A 23,201-nucleotide genomic window follows, 5' to 3' on the forward strand; every position below is an offset into this window, starting at 1 on the left:
GTAATGAGTAATGAGTAATGAGTAATGAGTTTAATGACTATTGACTATTGACTATTGACTATTGACTATTGACCATTGACTATTGACTATTAACTAAAATTTTGAATTTTGAATTATTATTGCCGGGCTATTATATTCGTCGCGGTTCGACATTAGAGCGATCGCTGCTAGTAAAATTTATGCAGCGTACCTACCAAGACCTATATCCACAACAAGATTTTGCTCATCTAGCTAAAACTGTTGAGCAATATTTTTCTAAAGATACTCCCCTTTGGTGGGTGGATTTTGTGAACGAGGGATTAGAAACACAGGAGAACCAGGAAACAGAACTCACATCATCCTCACTATCTCCCGTTGCTTGTCTGTGGGTAGGAAACGCCGTAGATCAAGTTACTGGTATCCGCCATCCCCATATTTTTTTACTGTACGTCGTCCCAGAATATCGCCGACGGGGTGTCGGTACAGCCTTGATGCGCTACGTAGAAAATTGGGCAATCCAAAGAGGCGATCGCCAAATCGGACTGCAAGTCTTTCAATCCAACCAACCCGCCCTAAATCTCTACAATCACTTAGGCTATCAAACCCAATCCCTCTGGATGTTAAAGCAATTAGATAGTCAATAGTCATTAGTCAATAGTCAATAGTCATTAGTCATTAGTCATTAGTCATTAGTTTTTCTCCCCCTGCTTCCCATGCCCTATGCCCTATGCCCTATGCCCTATGCCCTATTCCCCATTCCCAATCCCCAATCCACTGCATATGAGATGGTTGATAAAGTGTACAATAATTTAACTCATAAAAATAAAGCTTTAATAAATTAGCCTGGAGTGTTTGTCTAACTACCACTCTGGCATCTACAAGTAATTATGTATGACGAAGAAGAACTAAGTATACTCGAATTCGATATCGAGGAAGATTTAGAAAGTCCCCTAGATAAATTAGAACCCATTACGGCTGAGTCAGAATTGCCAAAACCTGACCCAGACGAAATGTTGGCACTGCTGGATAATCCCCAACCCCAACAACGGATGCTAGCAGCCCGCGCTTTTTGTGATATCGAAGATCCACGGGCTACTCCCTATCTCATCAAGTTGTTGTCCGACACTTGCCCATTAGTGCGAGTGAGTGCGGCTTATGGTATTGGACGTAATCCCAGCACCGAAGCGGTAGAACCTTTGATTAATCAGCTAAATCGAGACTGGAATGGCTATGTCCGTAAAGGTGTGGTTTGGGCTTTAGGAAATTGTCGCGATCGCCGTTGTTTAGCACCCCTGGCTGATGCTTTAAGAACTGACATTTCTGCTGTGCGCCTGTGGTCTGCTAGTGCTTTAGCACAAATGGCCGGAGTCGGCTACGAAGCAGTAATTGGCGCGATACCTCCCCTGATTGAAGCCTTATTTCAAGACCCAATCGCCGCCGTTAGAAGTAACTGTGCTTGGACAATTGGGCAATTGTGTAAAGAATTACCTTCTAATGTAGTTTATGCTGCTGCGATCGATGCCTTAATTCAGTCCTTTGCCGAGGACAAGGACTTAGGAGTACGTGAAGACGCTAAAGCCTCACTCTTAGGCGTAGGCGACCCCCGTGGCTTACAACTAATTGAAACCTTAGAACAGGAAGGGTGGTTTTAGAAAGGGTAAAAGGAAAAAGGCAAAAATAATTTTATCTTTTACATTTCGCCTTTCCAATCCCTTTTAATAAAACAAAATTTAGGGGGTTTAAGTCCCCGGCTTCTATCAAGCCGCAAGTGTTGTGGCGGGATTGAAATCCCCGTTACAACAAGTAATTGCGTTAGCGTAGCGGGACGTACCCCTCCGTGGAAGCAAGCTACGCGTAGCGTCTCGGAGACAAGTCCATTGCGAATTGCGAATTGCGAATTGCGAATTGGTTTAATGATCAGCTACAGGTTTGACCAAATTGAGATCATAGGGGCGTTCTGTATCATCTTCACCCAAATATTCACCGTTTTGAATTTCCAGAATTACTAATGGAATAGAACCTGGATTGTCTACCTTGTGCAGTGTGGCTGCTGGTACATAGGTTGATTGATTACGACCTAGTAATATTTCCTCATCGCCACAAGTCACTTTAGCTACACCAGAGACTACAACCCAGTGTTCATTGCGGTGATAGTGAATTTGTGGTTTAATACCGTGTCTGGGCTTAATTTCAATGCGACTAATTCTATAGCTTTCTCCCTCTTCGATGACTTCCACGTTACCCCAATAACGTGTGCCTGAGTGTGAGGAATTTAACTGAGCATTATCTTCATTCTGAGTCATAAACAAAAGTTTTTCACTAAAAGAATATTACTGTTTTCAAGCAATCTCATTTAAACCAGATAAAACAAAGACCAATCCACAAATATTATCCATAGTCATTAGTCATTAGTCATTAGTCAACAGTCAAAAGTCAACTACCTGTATACTGAATCCGATAAATCCGATTATTCGCTTCTTCCGTCACTAATAAACTACCATCTGGTAAGACCAATAATCCTACAGGTCTTCCCCAAGTGCTGGGAATAGTAGAGTCAAGCAAAAATCCTGTGAGAAAGTCTTCATAGTAACCTTGTGGTCTACCTTGGGTATTAAAGGGAACAAAGACAATCTTATAACCTGTACCGCGATCGCGATTCCACGAACCTCGAAAAGCTACAAACGCACCATTGCGATACTTTTGGGGGAAAGTTTTGCCATCGTAAAATTGCAACCCTAATGCGGCTGAGTGGGATTGAAATAATACATCAGGTGTACGAGTACGTTCTGCTAAATCTGGACGTTTACTTTTACCGTTGGTTGTTTGTCGTGGGTCAAGTTTACTGGGTTGCAAGTAAGTATAAGGCCAGCCGTAAAATTCTCCTTGACGAATGCGTGTCAGATAATCTGGGACTAAATCATCTCCAATCCCATCTCGTTCATTGACTGTGGTATGAAGTTCCTTGGTGGTGGGGTGAAAATCTAAACCGACTGGGTTACGTAAACCAAAAGCAAAAGTTTTTTGTTCTGAACCATCTAAGTTCATCACCTGTACGGAAGCGCGTGGTAATTCCTCTTCATCAACGTTAGAACGCGATCCTACAGAAACATAGAGTTTTTTTCCATCCGGCGCAGCTACAACATTTCTTGTCCAATGCTGATTGTAACCGCCTCCAGGTAAATCAGCGATTTTTTCGCCACTCCCAGTTAATTGCTGTTGTCCTTGGTTGTAAGAAAATTTTAAAACTGCATCAGTATTACCCAAAAAGAAGGAGTTACCCGCAAAAGCCATACCAAAGGGAATATTCAAACCATTAGAAGCATTCGCAAAGGTCTGACTAACATCAGCCACACCATCACCATCAGTATCACGCAATAGCCGAATGCGGTTTTGTCGAGTTTCTGTCACCAAGACATCACCGCTAGGGGTTAAAGCTAGCCAACGGGGTGCATTTAAACTATCTGCAAAAACATTGACTCTAAACCCTGACGGGACTTTGAGAACCGGCCTTTCGGGAATCTGTACAACTTGTGGCGGTTTAGCCACACTGTCTGTCGCAAAAGGTGCAGGTAAATTTCCCACATTGATGCGGATGGGTTGGGGTGAAAATGTCTCTGTGACAATAAAATTTTTCGCCTGTGCAGGATTTTGGGTTAGCTGCGCCGCCGGAGGAGATGCTGAAGATGTAGGGTTATCAGAAGTTGCGCGAGTTTGATTACAGCCTGCTGTGAGTAATAAGCTACTCAGCAGCAAGAAACTGGCGAATTTCATAACAGTAAAAATAAATACACAACCTTTTGAATTTAGAATTTAGTTCTAGTTATTGTCACCTTTCAAAAGGTCTATCTTGAGCAGATAAGCAGTCAACTCAATACACACTTCAACTAAGGTACTTCCAGAAAATAAATTATCCCATTTCTCCGAGAAGACATCGTGATTTTTCCCCCTGCTCCCTGCTCCCTGCCCCTCTGCCTACATAGTGATAGTATATTTTTTAAATTGGAAGTCCCTAAGATTTCCACGACCTCAGTATAGTGAGTCGTGGTTGATTCGGTGCAGATAAATTGAGTCGATATTGAGTAGTCGGTAAATTAGATCCATTCCCATAACGGATGGTGACAAGAAAGGCAGTTCTGTTGCGTGGATCTTTACTAATTCTATCCACATAACCAGATTGTAGTTGTTGTAAATTTACTGGTTTTGCTTCTCTAAATCCTGGTCGAGAAATACAAACAACGGGAGAACCATCTATCGGTAGTTGTACCCCTGCGGGGAAGCAAGCTACATGGGGGAAACCCCCTTCGCGTAGCGTCTCGCAGAGAAGACCACACTGCCTCATAAGTTTCTCAAAAGTATATTGATGTTAGACGTACTGAAGGTCAGAATTTACCCAAACAAAGAGCAAGAAACATCCTTGGCTAAAAGCTTTGGATGTTCCCGCTTTGTTTGGAATTTCTACCTCAATAAGACTAATACTCAATATGAAGAAACGGGTAAAGGTATGACTTACTGCCAAATGGCTAAAGACCTTACTCAGTTGAAGAAACTATCTGATTATGAATGGTTACAAGAACCAACTGCTGCCGTTCTACAACAATCACTCAAGAATTTAGAATCTGCGTTTAAAAACTTTTTTGCCAAACGTACTGGATTCCCAAAATTCAAAAGCAAGCACTCTAAACAGTCAATCCGATTCCCTGAAAGTTGTTCAATTAAGAATGGTGGCTTAAAACTACCTAAGCTTGGCATCGTTAAAGCTAGTCTTTCAAAGAGTGTTAATGGCAAGATTAAATCTGTAACTGTTTCCAAAACAAGTACAGGTAAATATTTTGCTGCAATCTTATTTGAGACAAAAGATTTAACAAACACTAAGGAAGGTAAAATATCAGGAATTGATTTAGGATTAACCAGTTTAATAACTGTGTTTGATGGCGAAACTTATTATAAGGTTGACCCAATCAAACCCACGCTTAAGTATGCAAAACGACTGCGAATTAGACAAAAGGCTTTATCTCGTAAAGTCAAAGGATCTAATAATAGACGTAAAGCAATTAAAGTAGTTGCTAAGGTTCACGAAAAAATATCAAACACTAGACAAGATTTTCTCCATAAACTCTCACGAAAGGTAGTTGACGATAACCAAGTCATAGTAGCTGAGAACCTTTGTATCAAGGGATTAGCACGTACCAAATTAGCCAAGTCAATACATGATGCTGGTTTTGGTATGCTGCTTAATTTCATCAGCTACAAACTGGAAAGAGAGGGAGGTAAATTTGTTCAAGTTGATAGATTCTTTCCCAGTTCAAAGCTTTGTTCATGCTGCGGTCAAAAGAATGATTTGCTGAATTTAAGTATCCGTGAGTGGATTTGTTCAGGTTGCCAAACAACCCATGACAGAGATGAAAATGCTTCACGGAACTTAAGAGCAGAAGGGATAAGAATGCTAGAAACAAATACTGTGGGACACACAGAAATTCAAGCTTGCGGAGAAACAGTAAGACTCGTTGGTACTTGTGCCAAAAAGCGTGTTTCTGAGAAGCAAGAATCTCCCGCTACACCGCTTTGCGGTTAGCGGTGAGAGTGTCAAATATTGACCTGAATACAACCAATAGGTTTTCCCTTGAGTTTGAAATTCAGCTTTGTAAGTAAGCGTAAATCTATCAGATTCTTCTAATCGTTGGTTTTGCTTACAATTACTATCAATGTATATTTCTTGAGCAATTACTGGGGTTTTCACAAATAAACCCAATACGACAATCAAAAAACTAGTTAGAATCTTGATTTGGTTATTCATAATATATCTAAAATAGGTTTCTCTATTTTAAAATTATCCTGAGAAAATAAACTTTTTTCTAGATAATTCTTGACATCATAGTTAATATTAAGTGCTGCTTTGAGGCAATCTAACAAGAGTTTATTCGCATTCCAATAATGCTGTAAATACTGTAAATCTTGCTGATTAAATTGCCAATCATAACCAATTTGGCGATGAGTCATCATGAGCGATCGCAGTTCTTCTGTCCAGTCTCTGCCATGATTTCTCCACCATGAATTCAATATCTTTCTATCCTGATGGGAGCGTGGTAACTTATTAGTAATTTCTTGTAGTAAGGTTTGCCAAGATGCTTGGTTATTAAGTAAATATTTTAAATCGAGAGCTAACTTTAAAGTTCCTATTCTTTGAGCAAAAATCTCTGCCGTCATGGTGAGACTCACAGCTAAAGCATGAGTTAAAGCTAAATCTATAGCTAAGTCTCCATTTAAACTACTAGCCAACTGACGATCTAAAGATATTGCTAAATCTTGATTACCCGCTAAAGGATGTTCTGGCGGTAAAGAAATCGTAAAATAGAAAGCACGTACACTGGCACAGTGGTAAATAGTAGTTACCTGATCTGATTTCTGTTTGATCCATTGCAGAAAATCATGTAATTTCCGATTTTTTTGGGATAATTCGTCAATTTTTGATTTAATCAATAGCAGTAAATCATCTGCATTATTTAACATTCCTATGCTCAACAAAAAGACTTCTCGCCAGCGTGGTTCATATAAATGACAGACTAATTCTTCCAAAGCCTGATTGTTGATGTTAGCAACAATATCTCTAGCAGTAAAATATTCTTGAAAACTCAGATGTGAAAAGGAATAAATGTCTCTAGCTCTTTCAATTAATAGCCCATGCTGAATTTCAATCGCTCTGACTATAGACTTGCTTTCAATTTCTAAAGCATAGGTGTCTTGAGTAGCATTTGGTAAACTAGCCAGGTAAGCCGCAATAATTTGCTGTAGTCTAGTCGCACTAATAAAGTGACTACCTTGGCGGAAACTGACGCTAGCAATGTGACAAAGCAATTTAATTTTATCTGCTAAACACAATTTACGATAAACTCGATCTCGTTTAATCCCTCGACTTTCATCCCAGCGCACTAGCAACAAATCTAATGCTTGTTTATAAAGTTGTGAGTGATCAGTGGGGAAATCTTCTCTTGATTGAAAAACCAAGCAAGTGAGATTTAATAATATAGGTGTGCTAGCTAATTCTAGAATTTGAGCATTTTCTGCTAGTAGCAGTTTTTGCATAAACTTGTTTGCTAATACCTGTGCTTGTACTGGTGAATTTTTCGCAAATGCCAAAAACCATCTCTGAGCAAAAGCAGCAATTTGATTTTTATTGAAATCGGCAATCTCTACTTCTGTAAAGCCACGAAATTTCAGGTGGTAAGCAAAACGGCAAGTAATGATTATCTGATTTTTATAGAATTTCTCGATGAAGATCCGAATCTTATTAATGATAATGTCTGCATCTTCTCCAATAATCTCATCTAATCCATCTAATAAAATTAGAGCTTTACCTTCATCCAAAACAGTCGTTAATTCAGCATCAGCAACATCAAAATTGACAAAATATTCGTATATGTAATTGAATAAACTGAGTTGGCTATATTCTCTAGTGTCTTCTGTAAAGTTTTTTAAGTTAATAAAAATCGGTAAATAATTAGGTTGAAAAAAACCGCGATTGCAAATAATCGCTAATGATTGTAGAAATGTCGTCTTGCCGGAACCAGGTTTACCAAATACCAACATTTTCGAGTATTTCTGCACAGCATCTAATCCAGAAATCCGTGATTGAGATCCTCGATTGATGGCAAAACCCTTCTTTTCATAAGATTCTGGATGTTGCAAATCAGTCATGTTCAGCCATCTGTAGCTGCTGATTTCCTCAGAAATATTGACATCAATATATATATCGTTGAGGTTGATGGGTTTGGCAATATCTAAAAGATGCAAAGTTCCACACTGCGCTTGAATTCTTTCATCATGGATAGAGCGCAATCTTTTTACTAAGACATCTATATCTAAGATACTCTGATTAGGCTCTATGGAGCTATTGCTCTCAGTTTCTGGCTCTATCGCCTCATCTATGACAATATTTTGGGCAATATCCGATGTGTCTAGATCCAAAACACAACAGATATCATGGAAGACATGACGATCAATGGGTTTGCCTGTAAAAAACTTCCAAATGGGTTGACGTGTTTCTAAACCTACCTCAGCAGCTAGGTATTCTTGTGTCCATCCTTTGCGCTTAAAAGCCTGTTTAGCCTTTCTAATTCCTTCATCCGATGCTTGTAGCGATCGCTTTGCCATTACCTTGTTACCAAAATACGCTAATTAATTCCCAGTAAAAATACAACGCATACAACTTATACGTTAAGTTGTACTTAAGCCGAACATGATTGCAAACACTGGTTCTAGATAATAGTATTCGAGTCAGCCAAATCTACATACCCAACTAGCTTAGGGCATTGCTTATACAAGCAATTGCAAATTGAGCAATGCCGAAGCTTTTATTAAACTGACATTTATTCCTTTAGCATATTTTTGAGAAATTTTTCTAAAAATGAAATAAATCTCTTCAGTAACCTTGAGCATAATGGCTCCCATTCTTTCTTAGCAAAAAATTTTACTCTGCAATACTCTCCTATAATGTCAATGTTCGGTTTTTGGCATCAGCAGAAATTATCTCAGTAAAATTATTTATTTTATTGTGTTTAGATACACTTATTATTAATTTATAGCATAGGTACGGACTCAAAAAAACTACAATTATTTTAATCGCTAACCATCATTTTACTTTTGCAATCTTCGGTATTATGAGTAGTTTGTTCAACTAGTAAGGCTTTTTGATGATAATGCTCTTCTTCGCGACAAGGTAAAATGACTTCTACCAAGGTGAGTTGATGGGGTTGACTGTGGATTTTAAGTTGACCACCATGTAATTGTACTAATCGCTTCACAATGGTTAACCCTAATCCTGAGCCTTGTTGCTCATAAAGCTTGCGTTCAAATTGTCGATAAGCTCCTAGTTCTGCAATTTGCGCTACAGTCATTCCTCGACCTAAATCCATAAAAGATAACACCAACATATTATTGATGACTTTACTTTTAACCTGGATTAAAGTTCCGGCCGGAGAAAATTTTAAAGCATTATCAATTAACTCCTCGACGATTTTAGCAATCTTCTCGGCTGAAATCTTGACACAACAAGGATACAAATCTATCTGTAAATCACCTGCTCTCCCTACTTCTTGAGCTTTTTCAGTGATGATATTCAACAATGATAGTGAGGGAAATTTTGTAGTTTTACTTTGCAATGCTTGTAATTGCTGCGGGTTAGTGGATACAATTTCTAATTCTGCATACAGTAAAAAGTTCTGAATTAGTCTCAATAATCGTTCCCCAGAGAAATATATAGATTCCGCCATCTCTCGGACTGAATGTGCATCCAGATAATCACTTTCATCCATGAGGATTTGTGAAAATCCCAAAATCCCGTTCAGGGGTGTTCGCATTTCATGGGGTAAAGATAAAGCAATACTGTTACGTAAATTATCTAATTTTTTTTGAGTTTCTTGATGAATGGTATTTTGTTTTGCTAACCTACAAGCGATCGCCGCTAATAACTCTCCTCTGGTAAATGGCTTGATGAGATAGTCATCTGCACCCATCTCCATTCCTTGGCGGAAATCTGTTTTGTCAGATTTAGCCGTCAAGAACATGAAAGGAGTCGTTGCTGTCGTGGGATTTTGACGCAATAACTTTAAGACTCCATATCCATCTAACTCTGGCATTGTGACATCACAAATGATTAAATCTGGCATTTCCACCTGAGCTAATTGCCAGCCAATGCGCCCATTTTCTGCGGATAATAATTTATAGCCTTCACCTGCAAGTAAGTCTAAAATATTATCTCGAACATTGATATCATCTTCAATTACTAAAATTTTGTCCATATTTTTAGCACATACTATATTTAATTAAAATTTAATTATTAAAAAATTAATGGGGTTTTCAAAGAAGTAAAGATTAGTTGCTTTGCTTCTTTTGATTAAATAGTCTATTTACCAGCAGATTTGAGCCAGATGCTATTGATAGCCAGCCCAACTTTTTATACTGACAAGTGCTTTCTGTTCGATAAGAATTTCTCAAATTCCATTAGTGGTAAAGCTCGGCTAAATAAAAATCCTTGCATAGCATCACAGGCATTATCCCGTAAAAAAGCTAATTCTGCTTCTGTTTCTACACCTTCAGCAATCACTTGCATATTCATATTGTGTGCCATTTCAATCAAAGCCTTAGTAATTGCTGATTTCTGCACATCCTCAGCCACATTGTGAATGAAATAACGGTCGATTTTTAAGGTGTTAACGGGGAGGTTTTTCAGGTAAAAAAGAGAAGAATAACCTGTGCCGAAGTCATCGATAGCAATTCTGACTCCTAGAGATTGCAACTCATTAATAGTGAAAATCGCATTATTTAAATCCTGCATGATCATGCTTTCAGTTAGTTCCAACTCTAAATATTTAGGATCTAAATTATGCTTTTCTAAAACTTGAGTTATGCTTTTGATCAAATCTGGACGATTAAATTCTATTGCCGATAGGTTGACACTAGTAGTTAAGTAGTCCAGACCTAAATCATGCCAACTTTTAAGTTGTTGGCAAACATTTTCTACTACCCACTGACCGATTGTAATAATTAACCCTGTAGATTCAGCTAAGGGAATAAACTCTGTAGGTGAAACGAAACCCAATTCAGGACTTTGCCAGCGTAATAAACCTTCAGCCGCAATAATTTTACCGGAGATAATATCGACTATAGGTTGATAATGTACCTCAAATTCTTGAAACTTCTGTTGTTTAACTACTTGATGTAAACTCACAGTTACTAACTGATTTTGTGGAGAGGTACTTTGATGAGAGTTTTGATTACTAAAGTAGGTTTTTAAGGTTGCTTGTCTTTCTAGGCGATTCATGACTGCACTGAGCAATTCGGCACGCGTAAAGGGCTTGGTGAGATAATCATCTGCACCCATGTCCATACCCTGCCGAAAATCAGCTTTCGCTGATTTTGCTGTCAAAAAAATAAAAGGAATTGCTGCTGTTAATGGTTCTTGGCGTAATGCAGTTAACACGCCGTATCCATCCACTTCTGGCATCATCATGTCGCACAAAATTAGATCGGGAAATTCTGCGATCGCCAAGTTGATACCTATTCTGCCATTGGGGGCAGAGACAGTTTCAAAATCTTCAGCCGCCAGCAAATCTAAGATATTTTCCCGTACCAATTCTTCATCTTCAATGACTAAAATTTTTATCATTATTCCCTCATTTTATATTTGATTATTTAATGATATTTTAACAGTAAATACTGTACCAATTCCTAGCGCACTTTTCACAAAAATTTCACCTTGATGCAGGTCTATACACTTTTTCACAATCGCTAATCCTAATCCCGTTTCCGGGGATATTACCTACATTTTTGGCGCGATGAAACGACTCAAATAATTGGGGAATATCTTCTGGAGGGATACCAATGCCTGAATCTTGAATTTCAAAAATTGCTTGCTCATTTTCAGTTTTTAATATAAATTCAACATGACTATTTTCATGGGAATATTTGATGGCATTAGATAGTAAGTTATTGAGAATATGTGTTAATAATTTATCATCCATGCAACATTCTATAGTTTCCTCATGACTAGTAAAATTAATTTGCTGGTTCTTGAGTCTGAGACGGGTTTGCGTTTCTGCCACTAAGTTACGACAGTAGGCGACTAAATCAAATACTTGGGGTATGAATTCTAGTTTTCCCGCTTCTGCCTTACCAATGATCAAAACATCATCCAACATTTCTGTCATCCGCTTCACAGCCGTCTGGATACGCTGGAGATGGGTTAGTTGTTTTTCGGGAGACAATTTTTGATGATAGTGTTCTAGTAACTCTGAGGAAGACAAAATTATACTCAAAGGTGTACGAAACTCATGGGAAGTCATGGAAACAAAGCGAGACTTGAGTTCACTCAGTTCTTTTTCTTTCTCTAGTGCTACAGTTAGTTCTTGTTCTAATTGTTTGCGGTCTGTAATATCTGCCATGTAGCCCACAAGTTCCACTGGCTTTTGCGTGTCGTCCCAGACTACTTTGCCTTGATCATATAGCCAACGGTAAGATCCATCTTGATGTAAAAAGCGATATTCTAGCTTATATTGCCGTTTTTCTAGAACATCGACAAGATGATCAAATACTTTTGGTGCATCTTCAGGATGAATACGACTTAACCAAAAGCTAGAATCTTCAGTGAATTGTTTGGCCTCATAACCCAGAAGAGTTTTGATATTTTCACTGATAAATAGACAGCCAAAGTCACCGACTGTCCTACTGGCATAGATAACAGCAGGACTAGATGTGAGTAAGTATTGTAATCTTTGTTGACTCACTAGTAATGCTGTTTGTGCCTGTTGGCGTTCAGTGATATCGGTTTGAATGCCAATGTAGTGGGTAAGTCTGTCATTTTGGTCGTAAACAGGGGAAACATTTAACTCACTCCAAAATAAGCTGCCGTTTTTACGGTAGTGTTGCAAGATGACAGTGCCGGCTTTTCCTGCTTGCATGAAACTATGAAGTTCTTGGCATCCTGGCTGATTAATATCTGGGCTATAAAATAAGCGGAAATTTTGTCCTATAACTTCCTCCGATGAATAGCCAGTCATTTTCTCAAAGGCAGGATTTACATAAATGATTGGCCCGTTGGCAATACTAGCATCAGCAATAATAATCCCATTGCTGCTAGCCGCGATCGCTCGATCACGCAGTCTTAAACCTTCTTCCACTTGTTGACGCTTAGTAATATCAGTATGAATACATACTGTGCCGAAAATTTTACCTTTAGTATCTTTAATTGCATCAATACGGAGGTCAATTTGCAAGATGTTACCTGTGCCTGATCGCATAGCTACTTCACCCCGCCAAGATTGACCCCGATGAATCGCAGTCAGTATTTTCTGGCTATCTTGAGGCTGTTGGGAAATCACCCATACCCCCCCAATTCTTTCTAATTCTTCTAAATTATAGCCGTATAAACCCACAAAAGCAGGGTTAACATAAATACTCTTACCCTGCTCATCTGTAATCACAACAGCGTCGCTGGTGCTTTCTATAGCTTTTTGAAAGCGCAATAAAGACTCTTCCGCTAATTTACGTTCTGTAATGTCGCGAGTGACTTTAGAAAAACCCCGCAAATTACCCGCCGCATCCCGTAATGGTGTTAAGATGCAGTTTGCCCAAAAGTATGAGCCGTCTTTACGGACAAAAACTCTTTCACACTCACACCTTCCCTGACTTGCGGCTATGTCTAACTGCTGCTGTGGTGAATATTCCGCTATTGTTTCCAGTGGAAAAAAGCGAGCAAAGTTCTGTCCCACAATGTCGCTAGTTTGATAGCCAGTGATGCACTCTGCTCCTGAGTTCCAACTCATGACTCTCCCTTGGGAATCAAGCCGATAAATTGCATAATCTTTAATACTTTCGATCAACAGGCGGAAATATTCTTCACTTTGACGCAATTTATTTTCAGCGCGTTTGCGGTCTGTGATGTCTGTAGATATACCACATACAGCGTAGGGAACGCCATTGCTATCCCTTAAAGGAAACTTGACAGAAATGTAAGTGTGTAAGCCATCTTCATGAGGTACTGCTTCTTCAACTTCAATGGGAGTGTCATGAGTAATTACCCAGTGGTTATTAACTGCTAAACTGTCGGCAATCTCAGCATTCCACACCTCATATATGCTTTTACCGATAATTTCTTGTTGAGTAATCTGAAAGAGTCTTTCATATTGCTGGTTAATCAGCAAAAATCTATTTTGGGTATCTAGTAAATAAATGACGGCGGGAGAATTATCCAAAATCGCCTGGAGTCGTGCTTGTGTTTCCCTTAGTTTGGCTTTGGCTTGTTTACGGGCTGTAATATCTCGATCAATGCCTCGGTAGCCACAAAATTTACCACCACAATTAAATACAGGTACACCACTAGTTTCGAGAATTACTAAATGACCATCTTTATGCAAGTTAGTGTTTTCCAGACACTTAAATGGTTGTTGGGCTGCGGCAATTGGGGCAAAGACACTGAACACTCGTTCAGCTTCTTCAGGTGGCATGAGTTCTAATGGAGTTTTACCAATTACTTCCTCTGGTTCGTAACCTAAAATATCTCTAACTTTGGGACTGACATAAACGTATCGAATGTTTTCGTCCACTTCCCACACCCAATCACTGCTAGCCTCAACCAAGTTGCGAAATCGCTCTTCACTTTCTTGTAAAGCTACTTCTGTTTGTTTGCGTTTGATGCCAAGGGCAATTTCATGGGCTGTAATTCCCAAAATTTCCAAGGTAGATGAGCTGAGTTGGTGACGAGAAAACATAGCGATGACTCCTACGGTTTCCTCTTCTACAATCAAGGGATAGCCAGCAAACGCCACTATTCCCTCTGCTCTAGCCCAATCTTGATCTCTGACTAGGGGGTCTGTCTGTACAGCGTTGCTGATTTGCGGTTGACCTGACTGGGCTATCAGACCAATTTTGAGTTGACCTATGGGAATACGTCCATGCACCCCATCAATGTGGGTATACATCCCGGAACTAACTTGCAATTCCAGAACATTTTCTGTTTTGTTGAGTATCCAAATGCGGGCAAAGGCAGCCTGGAGATTTTCGACTATGGCTTCTGTGCAGCCACGCATCATCTCAGATAAAGTAGAACTCCGAGACAGCACAGTGTCTACTTTGGCTCGAAAATCTGCAAGTAGAACTTTGTGGGCAAGAGTTTCTTCAATGTGCTTCTGCTCATCTATATCGGTGTTAGTACCGAACCAGTTGATGATTTCACCTTGTTGATTTTTGAAGGGTACACCACGGGCTAAGTGCCAACGATAACTCTTGGAATCAGCAGCCAATAGCCGAAATTCTTGTTCGTAAATACTACCTGTAGTTAGGGAATGATGCCAAGTGGCTAAACAAGTTGCTAAGTCATCAGGATGGACGAATTTTTCCCACCCCCAACCCATTAATTCCTCTACAGTGGTGCCAAAAAGTCTAGAGTGCGTTGGTTGACATATTCTAGAGAGCCGTCTGGTTGAGCAATCCAGACCTGTTGGGGGATGGATTCTGTCAGAAACCGAAAACGTTCTTCAATGTTGGCGAGGGCGATTTGTTCTGCTAACAGTTGTTCATTTTTTTGTTGAAGAGCGATCGCCCGTTGTGATAGTTCTACTTCTAGCTCTTGGTTGGTTTTTTGTAAATAATCCTGCACTTTTCTTTGATGATCAATCTCCATTGTGACTCCAATCATCCTTGTGGGTTGACCTGCTCTATTTATTAGCACTGTCCCCCTAGCTAATACCCATTTATAGCCGGATGTTTCTCCTAATACCAGTAAACGATGTTCAATTTCAAAGGAACTGAGATTGGCTATTGCTGATTGATTGGCTAGTTCAACTTTTTCTCGGTCATGGGGATGCACTAGGGAAAGAACTTCATCCCAGTCAACTGTCTCAATTGCCTCTGATGCACTCTCTGTGACAATCGTATTCAAAAAGTAGATTTGATTGTTGATGAGATTGCGTTCCCAATAAATTGTTTTATTGATATTTTTAGTTGACTTTAATTCGGTGATGTTGGGGCGATTTATGGCGATGGTTGGCGGCTGACCAAAATGTTTGACTCTTCGGGATTTACGCCTGCATCCATGTTTGCGTAATTTGTATTGGGATGATTTTCTCAATTTTAATATTGCGGCTGGCTGCGGAATATCGACTGCTGTGGCCAAAGCTTGCAAAATACTTGCCTGTGATACTGTGCCGACGCATTCACCTAGTTCATCTACGACTAGCAAGCAACTTGATTGACATTGACTGATCTGAGAGATAACTGTCTGAATATCTAGTAATTGTTTAACTTCAATGGTGATATCTGCTGGTTGCTGCATGACATCAGAGATTTTGGTAGTCGTTAAGTCAATCCCTAATGCCATCAGTTTGACTATATGTTGTGTTGATAACCACCCTATAACCTTTGAATTGGTCAATACGAAGATATCAGAACCGCCCTTAGCCATAAGTGCGATTACTTCTGAGACTAGTGTTTCTGGTTCAACCTGCGTGGGTGAACGATTAATAATTGGTTCTAAGCATCTTAACCAGAAAAACTGAGGTAAGGAGGGCATGGATCGTGAATATAGCTAGTATCTGAATCTATTTTTCTAAAGTATGGTCTTTAGGTATCATATCTATTTTGAGGCTAAATAAATGATAATATCCGGCGTATATATACTGTAAATTTCTGATAAAGAAATACAATGATTGTGGCTCACAAATCTAAATGAATGAAATTGCTATGTAGTTGATGGTGTATGGATTTATGATCTGGCGATCGCTAAATTTCAACGCGAGAAATACGTACATGAGAAAGTTCATCAACATTGATAGCAACGTACTAGCCAATGATACCGAATTGGGATAGGTAGTATTGTTTCGAGATTCTGGAATCGGCTAAGAATGTAGGCTTTTCATCCAAAATCCCAAATCCCAAATTGGTATTATTCCCTTTTGTTGATACTCTTTTGAGATGTTACATCCAACCGCCTCTCGCTGTAACGCAACAATCTTTCTATTGTCGCCAAACGGTTTTCCCAAGTTTTACATTGATAAGTATTATGAAGATTTTGCTGGCGCATCCATACCCGAAATTGCGCTTGAAAGCGCACCAGTGTTGATTTAGCCACTAGCAATTTACTGGCAGAAGGTGAATTTGCCACTTGAGTTAAAGCATTTTGTAATACTTCCGCTTGATTATGAAATTCGGAAATGCTGTTTTGAGGTATTTGTAATTTTTCTTGATGTAGAACTAAACGCCATTCCCTTTGTAAACTGCTATATCGAGTTAAAGCAGATTTTAAAGGATCACGATGTGGTACTGGCTCATTAATAATCACCCCCAATTTACCTTGAGTATTCACAAACAGCTTATGTAATTCATTGTTGACATTTTCGGCAGCAAACAGAGCATAGCCGCTAACAGGTAAATCCCTCACCAATTGTAGTTGGTCAAATGCGCCCAGTGTTGGTAAAGATAACAGGCGAATTCCTGGAATTAACAACGCAGAGCCTAACTGACTGGAGGCTATCCAAGGTTGGGCTAGCTGTTGAAAGCGGACTGTATCCTGGGCATAGGTCATAGGAATAATTAAATCCACATCTCCCCGTCGCGCCCAAACTTCCCAGTTTTGTTGTAACTTCTGAATCCGTTCGGCTTCTGGGAGAGGAAAGACAGCCACCGATAAAATTAAGTTCTTTCGCTTTTGGCGCAACATTTGTGATACGTCTGTCACAAAGCTATCTACTTGTTGAGTCCGAAATGTTGTCCATTGCTGCCACAATTGCGTTTGGGCTGGTGTAATGCTAATTGGGTCTACCCCTGTGAGTTTTTGAAATTGCGTTCTCGCCGCTTGTCCATAGCCATAAGTCCTGCCTGCGCTGGGGTCTTGAAATGGGTAGCGGATGTAGTCTAGTTGCAAGCCATCGACGTTGTAGCGGGTGACAATCTCCTCATACAGTTTGAGTAAATACTGCCGCACTTCTGGATTAGCTGGGTCGAAAAAGGGCTTGGTTTGGCCTTGAGGAATTAATCTGCCCTGTTGGTCATAGTTAGCCCACTGAGGATGAGCCGCCAGCACTGGCCCTGGGTAATCAGAATTGATGTTGAGTATTTCATTATGACGCTGATTACCTGCCGCAAAAGTCCACACCCAAGCGTGTAACTCCATACCTCGCTCATGAGCTAATTTGACTCCCGCCGCCAAAGGGTCCCAATCCCGAACTAATGGGTTTTGCTGTGGTGCGACTTGGCTGGGATAAATGGGATACCCAGCATTGACAACTTCAAAAAAAACAGTGTTGATGCCAGATTGGGCCAAGCGATCGAAAATTTTGCTCAATCCTTGTTCATTTCCTGCCCGGACGATGGTACCCCTGTCTAACCACACAGCGCGAATTTCGGCTGGTGCTAATCTGCGGTCAACGGGAAACTGTTTCCACAAGTTATTTCTGGCTAATAACCATTGTTGACGAGCTAGGGCATAATTTTTATTGGCAATTAAGCGCGGTAGATTATTAGCGACTATTCTCGCTTGGGCTAATACTTGCTCTGTATTAGATTGAGGTATGGATGTGGCAGTGTTCAGTTGTGTGTCTTCGGCTTTGAGAGCCTGAGATTCATGAGGTTGGGGCGCATTGGCTAAGGCTGCTAAATGCGCGCTTTCGACTCGACCAATTAGATTTTCTAGTTGTTGTTGTAGGGCTGTAGCTTCGTCGGCGTTGATTGGTTGATTGGAATTAGGCGCAACATCCCAACGGACTCTTTGTTCTAATTGGTCTATGGCTTCATCTTGTCTATTGGGAGCAACAGTATTTACCTTGTTTGTGCTGGTGTTGCTAGTAGTGGAGGCCGTCTTGGGTATTGGTGTTGGACAGTTAGGAGCAGATGTTGCAGTGTTTTGATTATTGGTAGGGATAGAGATATGACGATTCAGCGCAACTTGCAGCCAAGCTGTGTCCAATTCTGAAGAAGAAGCTACATCTGTTCCCCAACGCCAACCAAACACGGTAGAGTTTTGCGTTGCGACTACTGCGGCTGGTCGATCTTGCAAACTCCAAACAGCGACAACTTTGCTAATACCATCGTTGGGAAGTAACACACCGCCATGCACTTGACCAAAAATTCCTTTTTGGTTTAACCAAGTCGGCGGTTGAGTTTTGGGTGGATTGATTTGCTGTTTATCTTGTAAACTAAATCCCCAATAACTACCAAGGATATTTTTGAGTAACTGACGCACTCCAGGGGCTGAGAGACTACCTACAGGGCCACTTGCAATTATATTTCCGCCTTTGTTGACCCATGCTTCTAGGGCGATCGCTTGCGTAGGTGTGAGGGTTTCAATGTTGGGTAAGAATATCACATTGCGATCGCCCCAATCTGCGGCACTCTTGACACTAGATAAAGGCAACACACAATATGGTACGCCAATTGTTTGCAAGCGTTTGGTAATTCCTGCCCAATGTTGCGAGTTTTCTTGGCTTTGTACCACACTCAAGACTGGTGGTGCTGCGGCTAACTGTAAAGGCTGGTTTTGGGGCTGTGGAGTTTGAGGGGACAATGTCTCTGTTGCCCTGACCGGCACAATGTTTAAACAGTTAACAACCACTAAAGCAGGAGCAACCAGCAACTTCATCGATAAGGAACAAGATTTTAAAGCAGATATAGAATCTTTCCTGGTCACAACTACGATATTTTTATATCTTCTGCCTGTCTGCAAAACTTGAGCCGTCAAAATGAAGAATCGATGATTTTGCAAGCACAATTTTGGATTTTTTTTATTGCCTAAACCCTGATTCTTCACTACTTACCCCTCACGAATTAATTAATCTTTATCCCTTATTTATGAGGTAAAATAGCTATACTTTACCTCCGAAAAATGACTGAGATTTAATAACTAAATACTCACACTATTACTAATGCAGGTCTTGATTAATTCTTCCACTCCCGCCACAGGAAGAATTTTGGTATTTAATTTCTGTTCTACTTCTGCCACAGTCATGTCATCTAAAAATAACAATTCTCCATGTTTAAGCATGACATTAGGTAGCAAAATTCCGTCTCCTAAATCTTGCCCTTGTAATTTTAAAAGTAAGTCATGCCCTGTAATTAAGCCAGTTACACTAATGCTTTGCCCCCAATAATCACTAGATAGAGCCTGCATATTGACATCTAAACCTACAACACTATTCAAACTTTGTAGGATTGGTTTAAAGGCTTTTTCTACCGCATTACCAACCACCCAAGTTAGTTTTCTTTGAGGTGAAATTTTAGCTGGTAATAATTCTGCTGCTGCCATTTCAAATTGCTTAATAAATAAGCGAATTGAACCCACACCGTTATCGATTTGGGGATACTCTTCATAATCTGATTCACTGGGTAATTCTGCCCCAGCAATCAAAAACCATTCATCAGCTAACCAAGCAACATTAGAACCAAATTTTTGGCGAAATTCTCTAGTGAGTGATTGCACTTGGGCAATTACTTCTTGAGCTTTTTCTGGAGTTACAGAAATGAGTTCGTCTTCTTGGGGACGGAATCTCGTCAAACCTACGGGTACGACTGCCACCGATGCCACAGTAGGCACTTCACCAGTATAAAATGACGCTAAATCCCGGAGGGTTTGTTCCAGGTGTTGACCATCATTTATTCCTGGACAGACGACAACTTGAGCATGAATTTGCAACCGTCTTTTTTGAAACCAGCGCAATTGTTGTAAAATTTGTCCTGCACGCTGATTTTTCAACAGCCGAATTCTGATGTCTGGTTCTGTAGCATGGACGGAAACATACAAAGGAGACAACCGCATCTGCTCGATCCTTTGCCATTCCCTTTCCGGTAAGTTGGTGAGGGTTAAATAAGAACCATACAAAAAGCTTAAACGATAATCATCGTCTTTAAAGTATAAGCTAGAACGTTTTCCTGGCGGTTGTTGGTCGATAAAACAAAATGGACAACGGTTATTGCACTGAATTAATCCATCAAACAGCGCAGTTTCAAACTCTAGTCCCAGGTCTTCGTCGTAATCTTTTTCGATTTCAATATAATGGGTTTTACCAGACGCATCTAAAACTTCTAATTCTAAAAATTCATCTGCACAGAGAAATTTATAATCAATTAAATCACGGGGTTGAGTACCATTGATAGCCGCGATCGCATCCCCCACCTCAAAGCCAATTTCGGCTGCGATGGAATCTGGTAATACCTTAGTAATTTTAGCTGGACGAATAGTGGTCATATTTTATGAGTCAACAGTCAACAGTCAATAGTCCATAGTCAACAGTCTGTAGTCTTAATCACAGGTGACTACTGTAGATACGTGATTAATCGCATCTGTATTTGACTATTTACTTCTTACTGATTATTAATTTACAGTTTTTTAACTTTGAGAAAAAATTTTGGAATCAGAGTTTAATACTTCGTTGCTTTATGCTTTAAAAAAATGAGTAGGGTACGTCAGTATGAATCATCTCTGGGGATAGATAGGCTCTTTTACACTGACGTACCCTAAATAGGGAATATTTTCTGAAATGAAAGTCTCTCAGCTTAACTAGTGCGCTCCTGCAACCAAGCCTGTAAGTCAGCCACACTAGTAAAATCCAGCCATGCTTCACCCAATTGTGCCAAAACAGGTAATGGTAAACCTGCAATCAACGCAATTGTTTGTTGAGGAAGTTCACCAAATCGCTTTGTTAACTGCCGGTTGATAATATTAGCAGTTGTTTCTCGCACTTCTTCTCGTCCCTCTTCTCGTCCTTCCTCTAGTCCTTCTTCCTTGATTTCTCGATAAACTCGTGTTTCTTTCAGTGTGATGTCTAACATTGACTCCACCTCCCTTCGACTTAGTTGCTCAAACCGATAAGCGATGATCGTGGTAATTATTTCAATTATCGCATTGCTGACTGGCGCAGAAGTTTCTTGACGACTTCTAGTCAATAAATACCGCGCTTGTGATGGGGCTTGTTCTGGGTCTAATGTGGTTAATACCATCACCGCTACCCACAAAGGTAAAGAACGGATATCTCCCAACTCATCTAAATATATGCGATGTACTTGGTCGCCGTTGAGTAATGTGCGATGGGGACGAGTATCACTTTGTTCAATACTACGGGAAGGATAAATAATTACGGCTTGCCAATCACTAAATCGGTCACGGTTGCGGTAGAAATAGAGTGAAGATTCGGCAAATACCCTTTCATAAAGTTTTTCGTCTTTTTGGAATTGGACTTCACAAAAATAAACAGTCCCTGGATTTTGATTTTCTGGCGGTAAAAATACCCCATCAATTTCAAACTTGGGTTCTTTAACGGCTACCGAGTCAAATTTATATTTGTCTGCATTTTCCGGCGGATCTGTCAATAGTTCAAATAATAAAGTTGGGGATTGTTGAAATAATTTGTAGAAAATCGAATCTCGACGCATGAATAATTGCCGTTGAGGATATCTCGAATGATTGGTAGGCGTAGACTATCTTCAGCATCGCCTACTTTGATCATCCCAGGCAATTGCCTCAATTTGAGCGAAATTTTATAGATATCGCTCAATTGTCAAATATGTACAATCAGCTATTTTGCAAAAATCCGGCACTAATTGCGCTTAAAATCACTACACCAAATATTAAGCGATACCAAATGAATACCCAAGTGCTTTGAGTTTTGAGGAAGCGCAGTAAACCCGCGATCGCCAGATAAGAAAAAATGGCTGCCGAAATTACCCCAGCAACTAGAGGAATAATCTCTCCACTCCCTAAGCTAGTATCTAAAACATCTTTTAATGAGACTAGCCCTGCTAAGGTAATGGCAGGAATTCCTAGCAAAAAGGAAAATCTAGCGGCAGTTTCCCGTTGTAAGCCCATAAATAACCCCCCAGTGAGGGTAGAACCAGAACGTGATACCCCAGGAACTAAAGCCAAGGCTTGGGCTAAACCCATGAGTAAGCCATCTTGCATCGTCAAGTGTTCAAAATCTCGCTGACGTTGACCGAGTTTTTCTGCCACACCTAATAGTATTGACATGAAAATTGAAGCAATGGCGATCGCACCTAAACTTCTAATGGGAGAATTATCATAATCGGGGATAAATCGTTTAATTAATAGTCCCAATAAAACTATCGGTAAAGTCCCCAAAATAATGCCCAACAATAGGCGGAAATCATAATCATGGTAATCTTTCAAGGCGATCGCTCTAATTGCTCCCTTGAAAATTCTGAATAAATCCCCCCAAAAATACCACAAAACTGCAAATATACTACCTAGTTGAATGACAGCAGTAAAGGCTACCCCAGGATCACCCCAACCCAAAACTACGGGTACTACCTTTAAATGGGCGGTGCTACTAATGGGTAAAAACTCCGTCATTCCTTGCACAAATCCTAAAACAATGGCTTGCCAAATATTCATTGCTTTTACCCCAACTGTTCCCCCACTCCCTGGAGTGCTAAGAACTTGCAGGGGAAAAGCCGCCACCGACAAAGCCGTAGAAACTGCACCAAGCAGCACCAAATACCGACGTTTCAATAAAGTCATGAGTCTACCTGCGATCGCTGTGATTACATAATTAAACAAACAGGTGTCTAAATAACTTGGCAGGAAAATCGCTCCACAAAGCATCTCATGTTCTAGTGAGACGTGCAATAGATGAGAAATGAGGCAGGGGGCAGGGAGAAATGGGGAAATTTTTCTCCCTGCCCCCTTGCCCCCTTGCCCCCTGCACCAATTCCTCCCCCATGCCCAATTT

14 protein-coding genes and 1 pseudogene are annotated in these 23,201 nt (G+C 40.2%); 3 read left to right on the forward strand and 12 right to left on the reverse strand.

Translation table 11 applies throughout. The features are described from left to right. Window positions 1-101 precede the first annotated feature (101 nt). Together CV014_RS13410 and CV014_RS13415 are read left to right on the forward strand one after the other, a co-directional pair. Window positions 102-623, forward strand: a complete 522-nt coding sequence (locus CV014_RS13410; RefSeq protein WP_236142491.1) for a GNAT family N-acetyltransferase — start codon at window positions 102-104, stop codon at window positions 621-623. 243 nt (window positions 624-866) lie between these two features. Then, window positions 867-1,631 carry a HEAT repeat domain-containing protein gene (locus tag CV014_RS13415; RefSeq protein WP_236142492.1) on the forward strand — a complete coding sequence of 255 codons (765 nt, stop codon included), beginning with the start codon at window positions 867-869 and terminating at the stop codon, window positions 1,629-1,631. A gap of 258 nt (window positions 1,632-1,889) precedes the next feature. On the opposite strand, the gene CV014_RS13420 is transcribed toward CV014_RS13415, so the two are convergent. The 3 genes from CV014_RS13420 to CV014_RS13430 form a co-directional block, all read right to left on the reverse strand. Then, on the reverse strand, window positions 1,890-2,282 hold the full coding sequence (locus CV014_RS13420; protein WP_236142493.1) for a phosphomannose isomerase type II C-terminal cupin domain: 393 nt from the start codon (window positions 2,280-2,282) through the stop codon (window positions 1,890-1,892). A 130-nt stretch (window positions 2,283-2,412) separates the two neighbouring features. Continuing rightward, a complete protein-coding gene (locus CV014_RS13425; RefSeq protein ID WP_236142494.1) occupies window positions 2,413-3,750 on the reverse strand; it encodes a PQQ-dependent sugar dehydrogenase in 1,338 nt (445 codons plus the stop codon). 238 nt (window positions 3,751-3,988) lie between these two features. Continuing rightward, complete coding sequence (locus CV014_RS13430; protein ID WP_236142495.1) at window positions 3,989-4,318, reverse strand: hypothetical protein; 330 nt, start codon at window positions 4,316-4,318, stop codon at window positions 3,989-3,991. A gap of 21 nt (window positions 4,319-4,339) precedes the next feature. Between CV014_RS13430 and CV014_RS13435 the strand changes: the two genes are divergently transcribed. Next, window positions 4,340-5,551, forward strand: a complete 1,212-nt coding sequence (locus CV014_RS13435) for an RNA-guided endonuclease InsQ/TnpB family protein (RefSeq protein ID WP_236142496.1) — start codon at window positions 4,340-4,342, stop codon at window positions 5,549-5,551. A 218-nt stretch (window positions 5,552-5,769) separates the two neighbouring features. On the opposite strand, the gene CV014_RS13440 is transcribed toward CV014_RS13435, so the two are convergent. The 9 genes and pseudogenes from CV014_RS13440 to CV014_RS13475 all read right to left on the reverse strand — a co-directional run bounded on the left by CV014_RS13440 (window position 5,770) and on the right by CV014_RS13475 (window position 22,990). Next, window positions 5,770-8,127, reverse strand: coding sequence for an NACHT domain-containing protein (locus tag CV014_RS13440; RefSeq protein ID WP_236142497.1), 2,358 nt, complete (start codon window positions 8,125-8,127; stop codon window positions 5,770-5,772). Window positions 8,128-8,591: 464 nt separating this feature from the next. Further along, on the reverse strand, window positions 8,592-9,773 hold the full coding sequence (locus CV014_RS13445; RefSeq protein WP_236142498.1) for a hybrid sensor histidine kinase/response regulator: 1,182 nt from the start codon (window positions 9,771-9,773) through the stop codon (window positions 8,592-8,594). Between the two features lie 155 nt (window positions 9,774-9,928). Beyond that, window positions 9,929-11,140 (reverse strand): EAL domain-containing response regulator, encoded by a 1,212-nt coding sequence (locus CV014_RS13450; RefSeq protein WP_236142499.1) that lies wholly within the window; start codon window positions 11,138-11,140, stop codon window positions 9,929-9,931. 12 nt (window positions 11,141-11,152) lie between these two features. Continuing rightward, a pseudogene (locus tag CV014_RS13455) lies at window positions 11,153-14,882 on the reverse strand (PAS domain S-box protein). A gap of 8 nt (window positions 14,883-14,890) precedes the next feature. After that, window positions 14,891-16,039, reverse strand: coding sequence for a PAS domain-containing protein (locus tag CV014_RS30410; protein WP_329608389.1), 1,149 nt, complete (start codon window positions 16,037-16,039; stop codon window positions 14,891-14,893). Window positions 16,040-16,411: 372 nt separating this feature from the next. After that, window positions 16,412-19,102 carry a glycoside hydrolase family 10 protein gene (locus CV014_RS13460; RefSeq protein WP_236142535.1) on the reverse strand — a complete coding sequence of 897 codons (2,691 nt, stop codon included), beginning with the start codon at window positions 19,100-19,102 and terminating at the stop codon, window positions 16,412-16,414. A 261-nt stretch (window positions 19,103-19,363) separates the two neighbouring features. Beyond that, window positions 19,364-20,704, reverse strand: coding sequence for a TIGR03279 family radical SAM protein (locus CV014_RS13465; RefSeq protein ID WP_236142500.1), 1,341 nt, complete (start codon window positions 20,702-20,704; stop codon window positions 19,364-19,366). 308 nt (window positions 20,705-21,012) lie between these two features. After that, window positions 21,013-21,888, reverse strand: coding sequence for an Rpn family recombination-promoting nuclease/putative transposase (locus tag CV014_RS13470; RefSeq protein WP_236142501.1), 876 nt, complete (start codon window positions 21,886-21,888; stop codon window positions 21,013-21,015). A 139-nt stretch (window positions 21,889-22,027) separates the two neighbouring features. Beyond that, window positions 22,028-22,990 carry an undecaprenyl-diphosphate phosphatase gene (locus CV014_RS13475; RefSeq protein WP_236142536.1) on the reverse strand — a complete coding sequence of 321 codons (963 nt, stop codon included), beginning with the start codon at window positions 22,988-22,990 and terminating at the stop codon, window positions 22,028-22,030. Window positions 22,991-23,201 lie beyond the last annotated feature (211 nt).

This window comes from Nostoc sp. CMAA1605, from assembly GCF_021596505.1.
Taxonomy (GTDB): domain Bacteria; phylum Cyanobacteriota; class Cyanobacteriia; order Cyanobacteriales; family Nostocaceae; genus Trichormus.

What these genes read in the sequence shown, in the direction of transcription:
- CV014_RS13460 (WP_236142535.1), bottom strand. Translation starts at nt 19,102, where the DNA reads ATGAAGTTGCTGGTTGCTCCTGCTTTAGTGGTTGTTAACTGTTTAAAC.
- CV014_RS13450 (WP_236142499.1), bottom strand. Translation starts at nt 11,140, where the DNA reads ATGATAAAAATTTTAGTCATTGAAGATGAAGAATTGGTACGGGAAAAT.
- CV014_RS13415 (WP_236142492.1), top strand. Translation starts at nt 867, where the DNA reads ATGTATGACGAAGAAGAACTAAGTATACTCGAATTCGATATCGAGGAA.
- CV014_RS13440 (WP_236142497.1), bottom strand. Translation starts at nt 8,127, where the DNA reads ATGGCAAAGCGATCGCTACAAGCATCGGATGAAGGAATTAGAAAGGCT.
- CV014_RS13470 (WP_236142501.1), bottom strand. Translation starts at nt 21,888, where the DNA reads ATGCGTCGAGATTCGATTTTCTACAAATTATTTCAACAATCCCCAACT.
- CV014_RS13465 (WP_236142500.1), bottom strand. Translation starts at nt 20,704, where the DNA reads ATGACCACTATTCGTCCAGCTAAAATTACTAAGGTATTACCAGATTCC.
- CV014_RS30410 (WP_329608389.1), bottom strand. Translation starts at nt 16,039, where the DNA reads ATGCCCTCCTTACCTCAGTTTTTCTGGTTAAGATGCTTAGAACCAATT.
- CV014_RS13475 (WP_236142536.1), bottom strand. Translation starts at nt 22,990, where the DNA reads ATGACTTTATTGAAACGTCGGTATTTGGTGCTGCTTGGTGCAGTTTCT.
- CV014_RS13445 (WP_236142498.1), bottom strand. Translation starts at nt 9,773, where the DNA reads ATGGACAAAATTTTAGTAATTGAAGATGATATCAATGTTCGAGATAAT.
- CV014_RS13425 (WP_236142494.1), bottom strand. Translation starts at nt 3,750, where the DNA reads ATGAAATTCGCCAGTTTCTTGCTGCTGAGTAGCTTATTACTCACAGCA.
- CV014_RS13430 (WP_236142495.1), bottom strand. Translation starts at nt 4,318, where the DNA reads ATGAGGCAGTGTGGTCTTCTCTGCGAGACGCTACGCGAAGGGGGTTTC.
- CV014_RS13435 (WP_236142496.1), top strand. Translation starts at nt 4,340, where the DNA reads ATGTTAGACGTACTGAAGGTCAGAATTTACCCAAACAAAGAGCAAGAA.
- CV014_RS13420 (WP_236142493.1), bottom strand. Translation starts at nt 2,282, where the DNA reads ATGACTCAGAATGAAGATAATGCTCAGTTAAATTCCTCACACTCAGGC.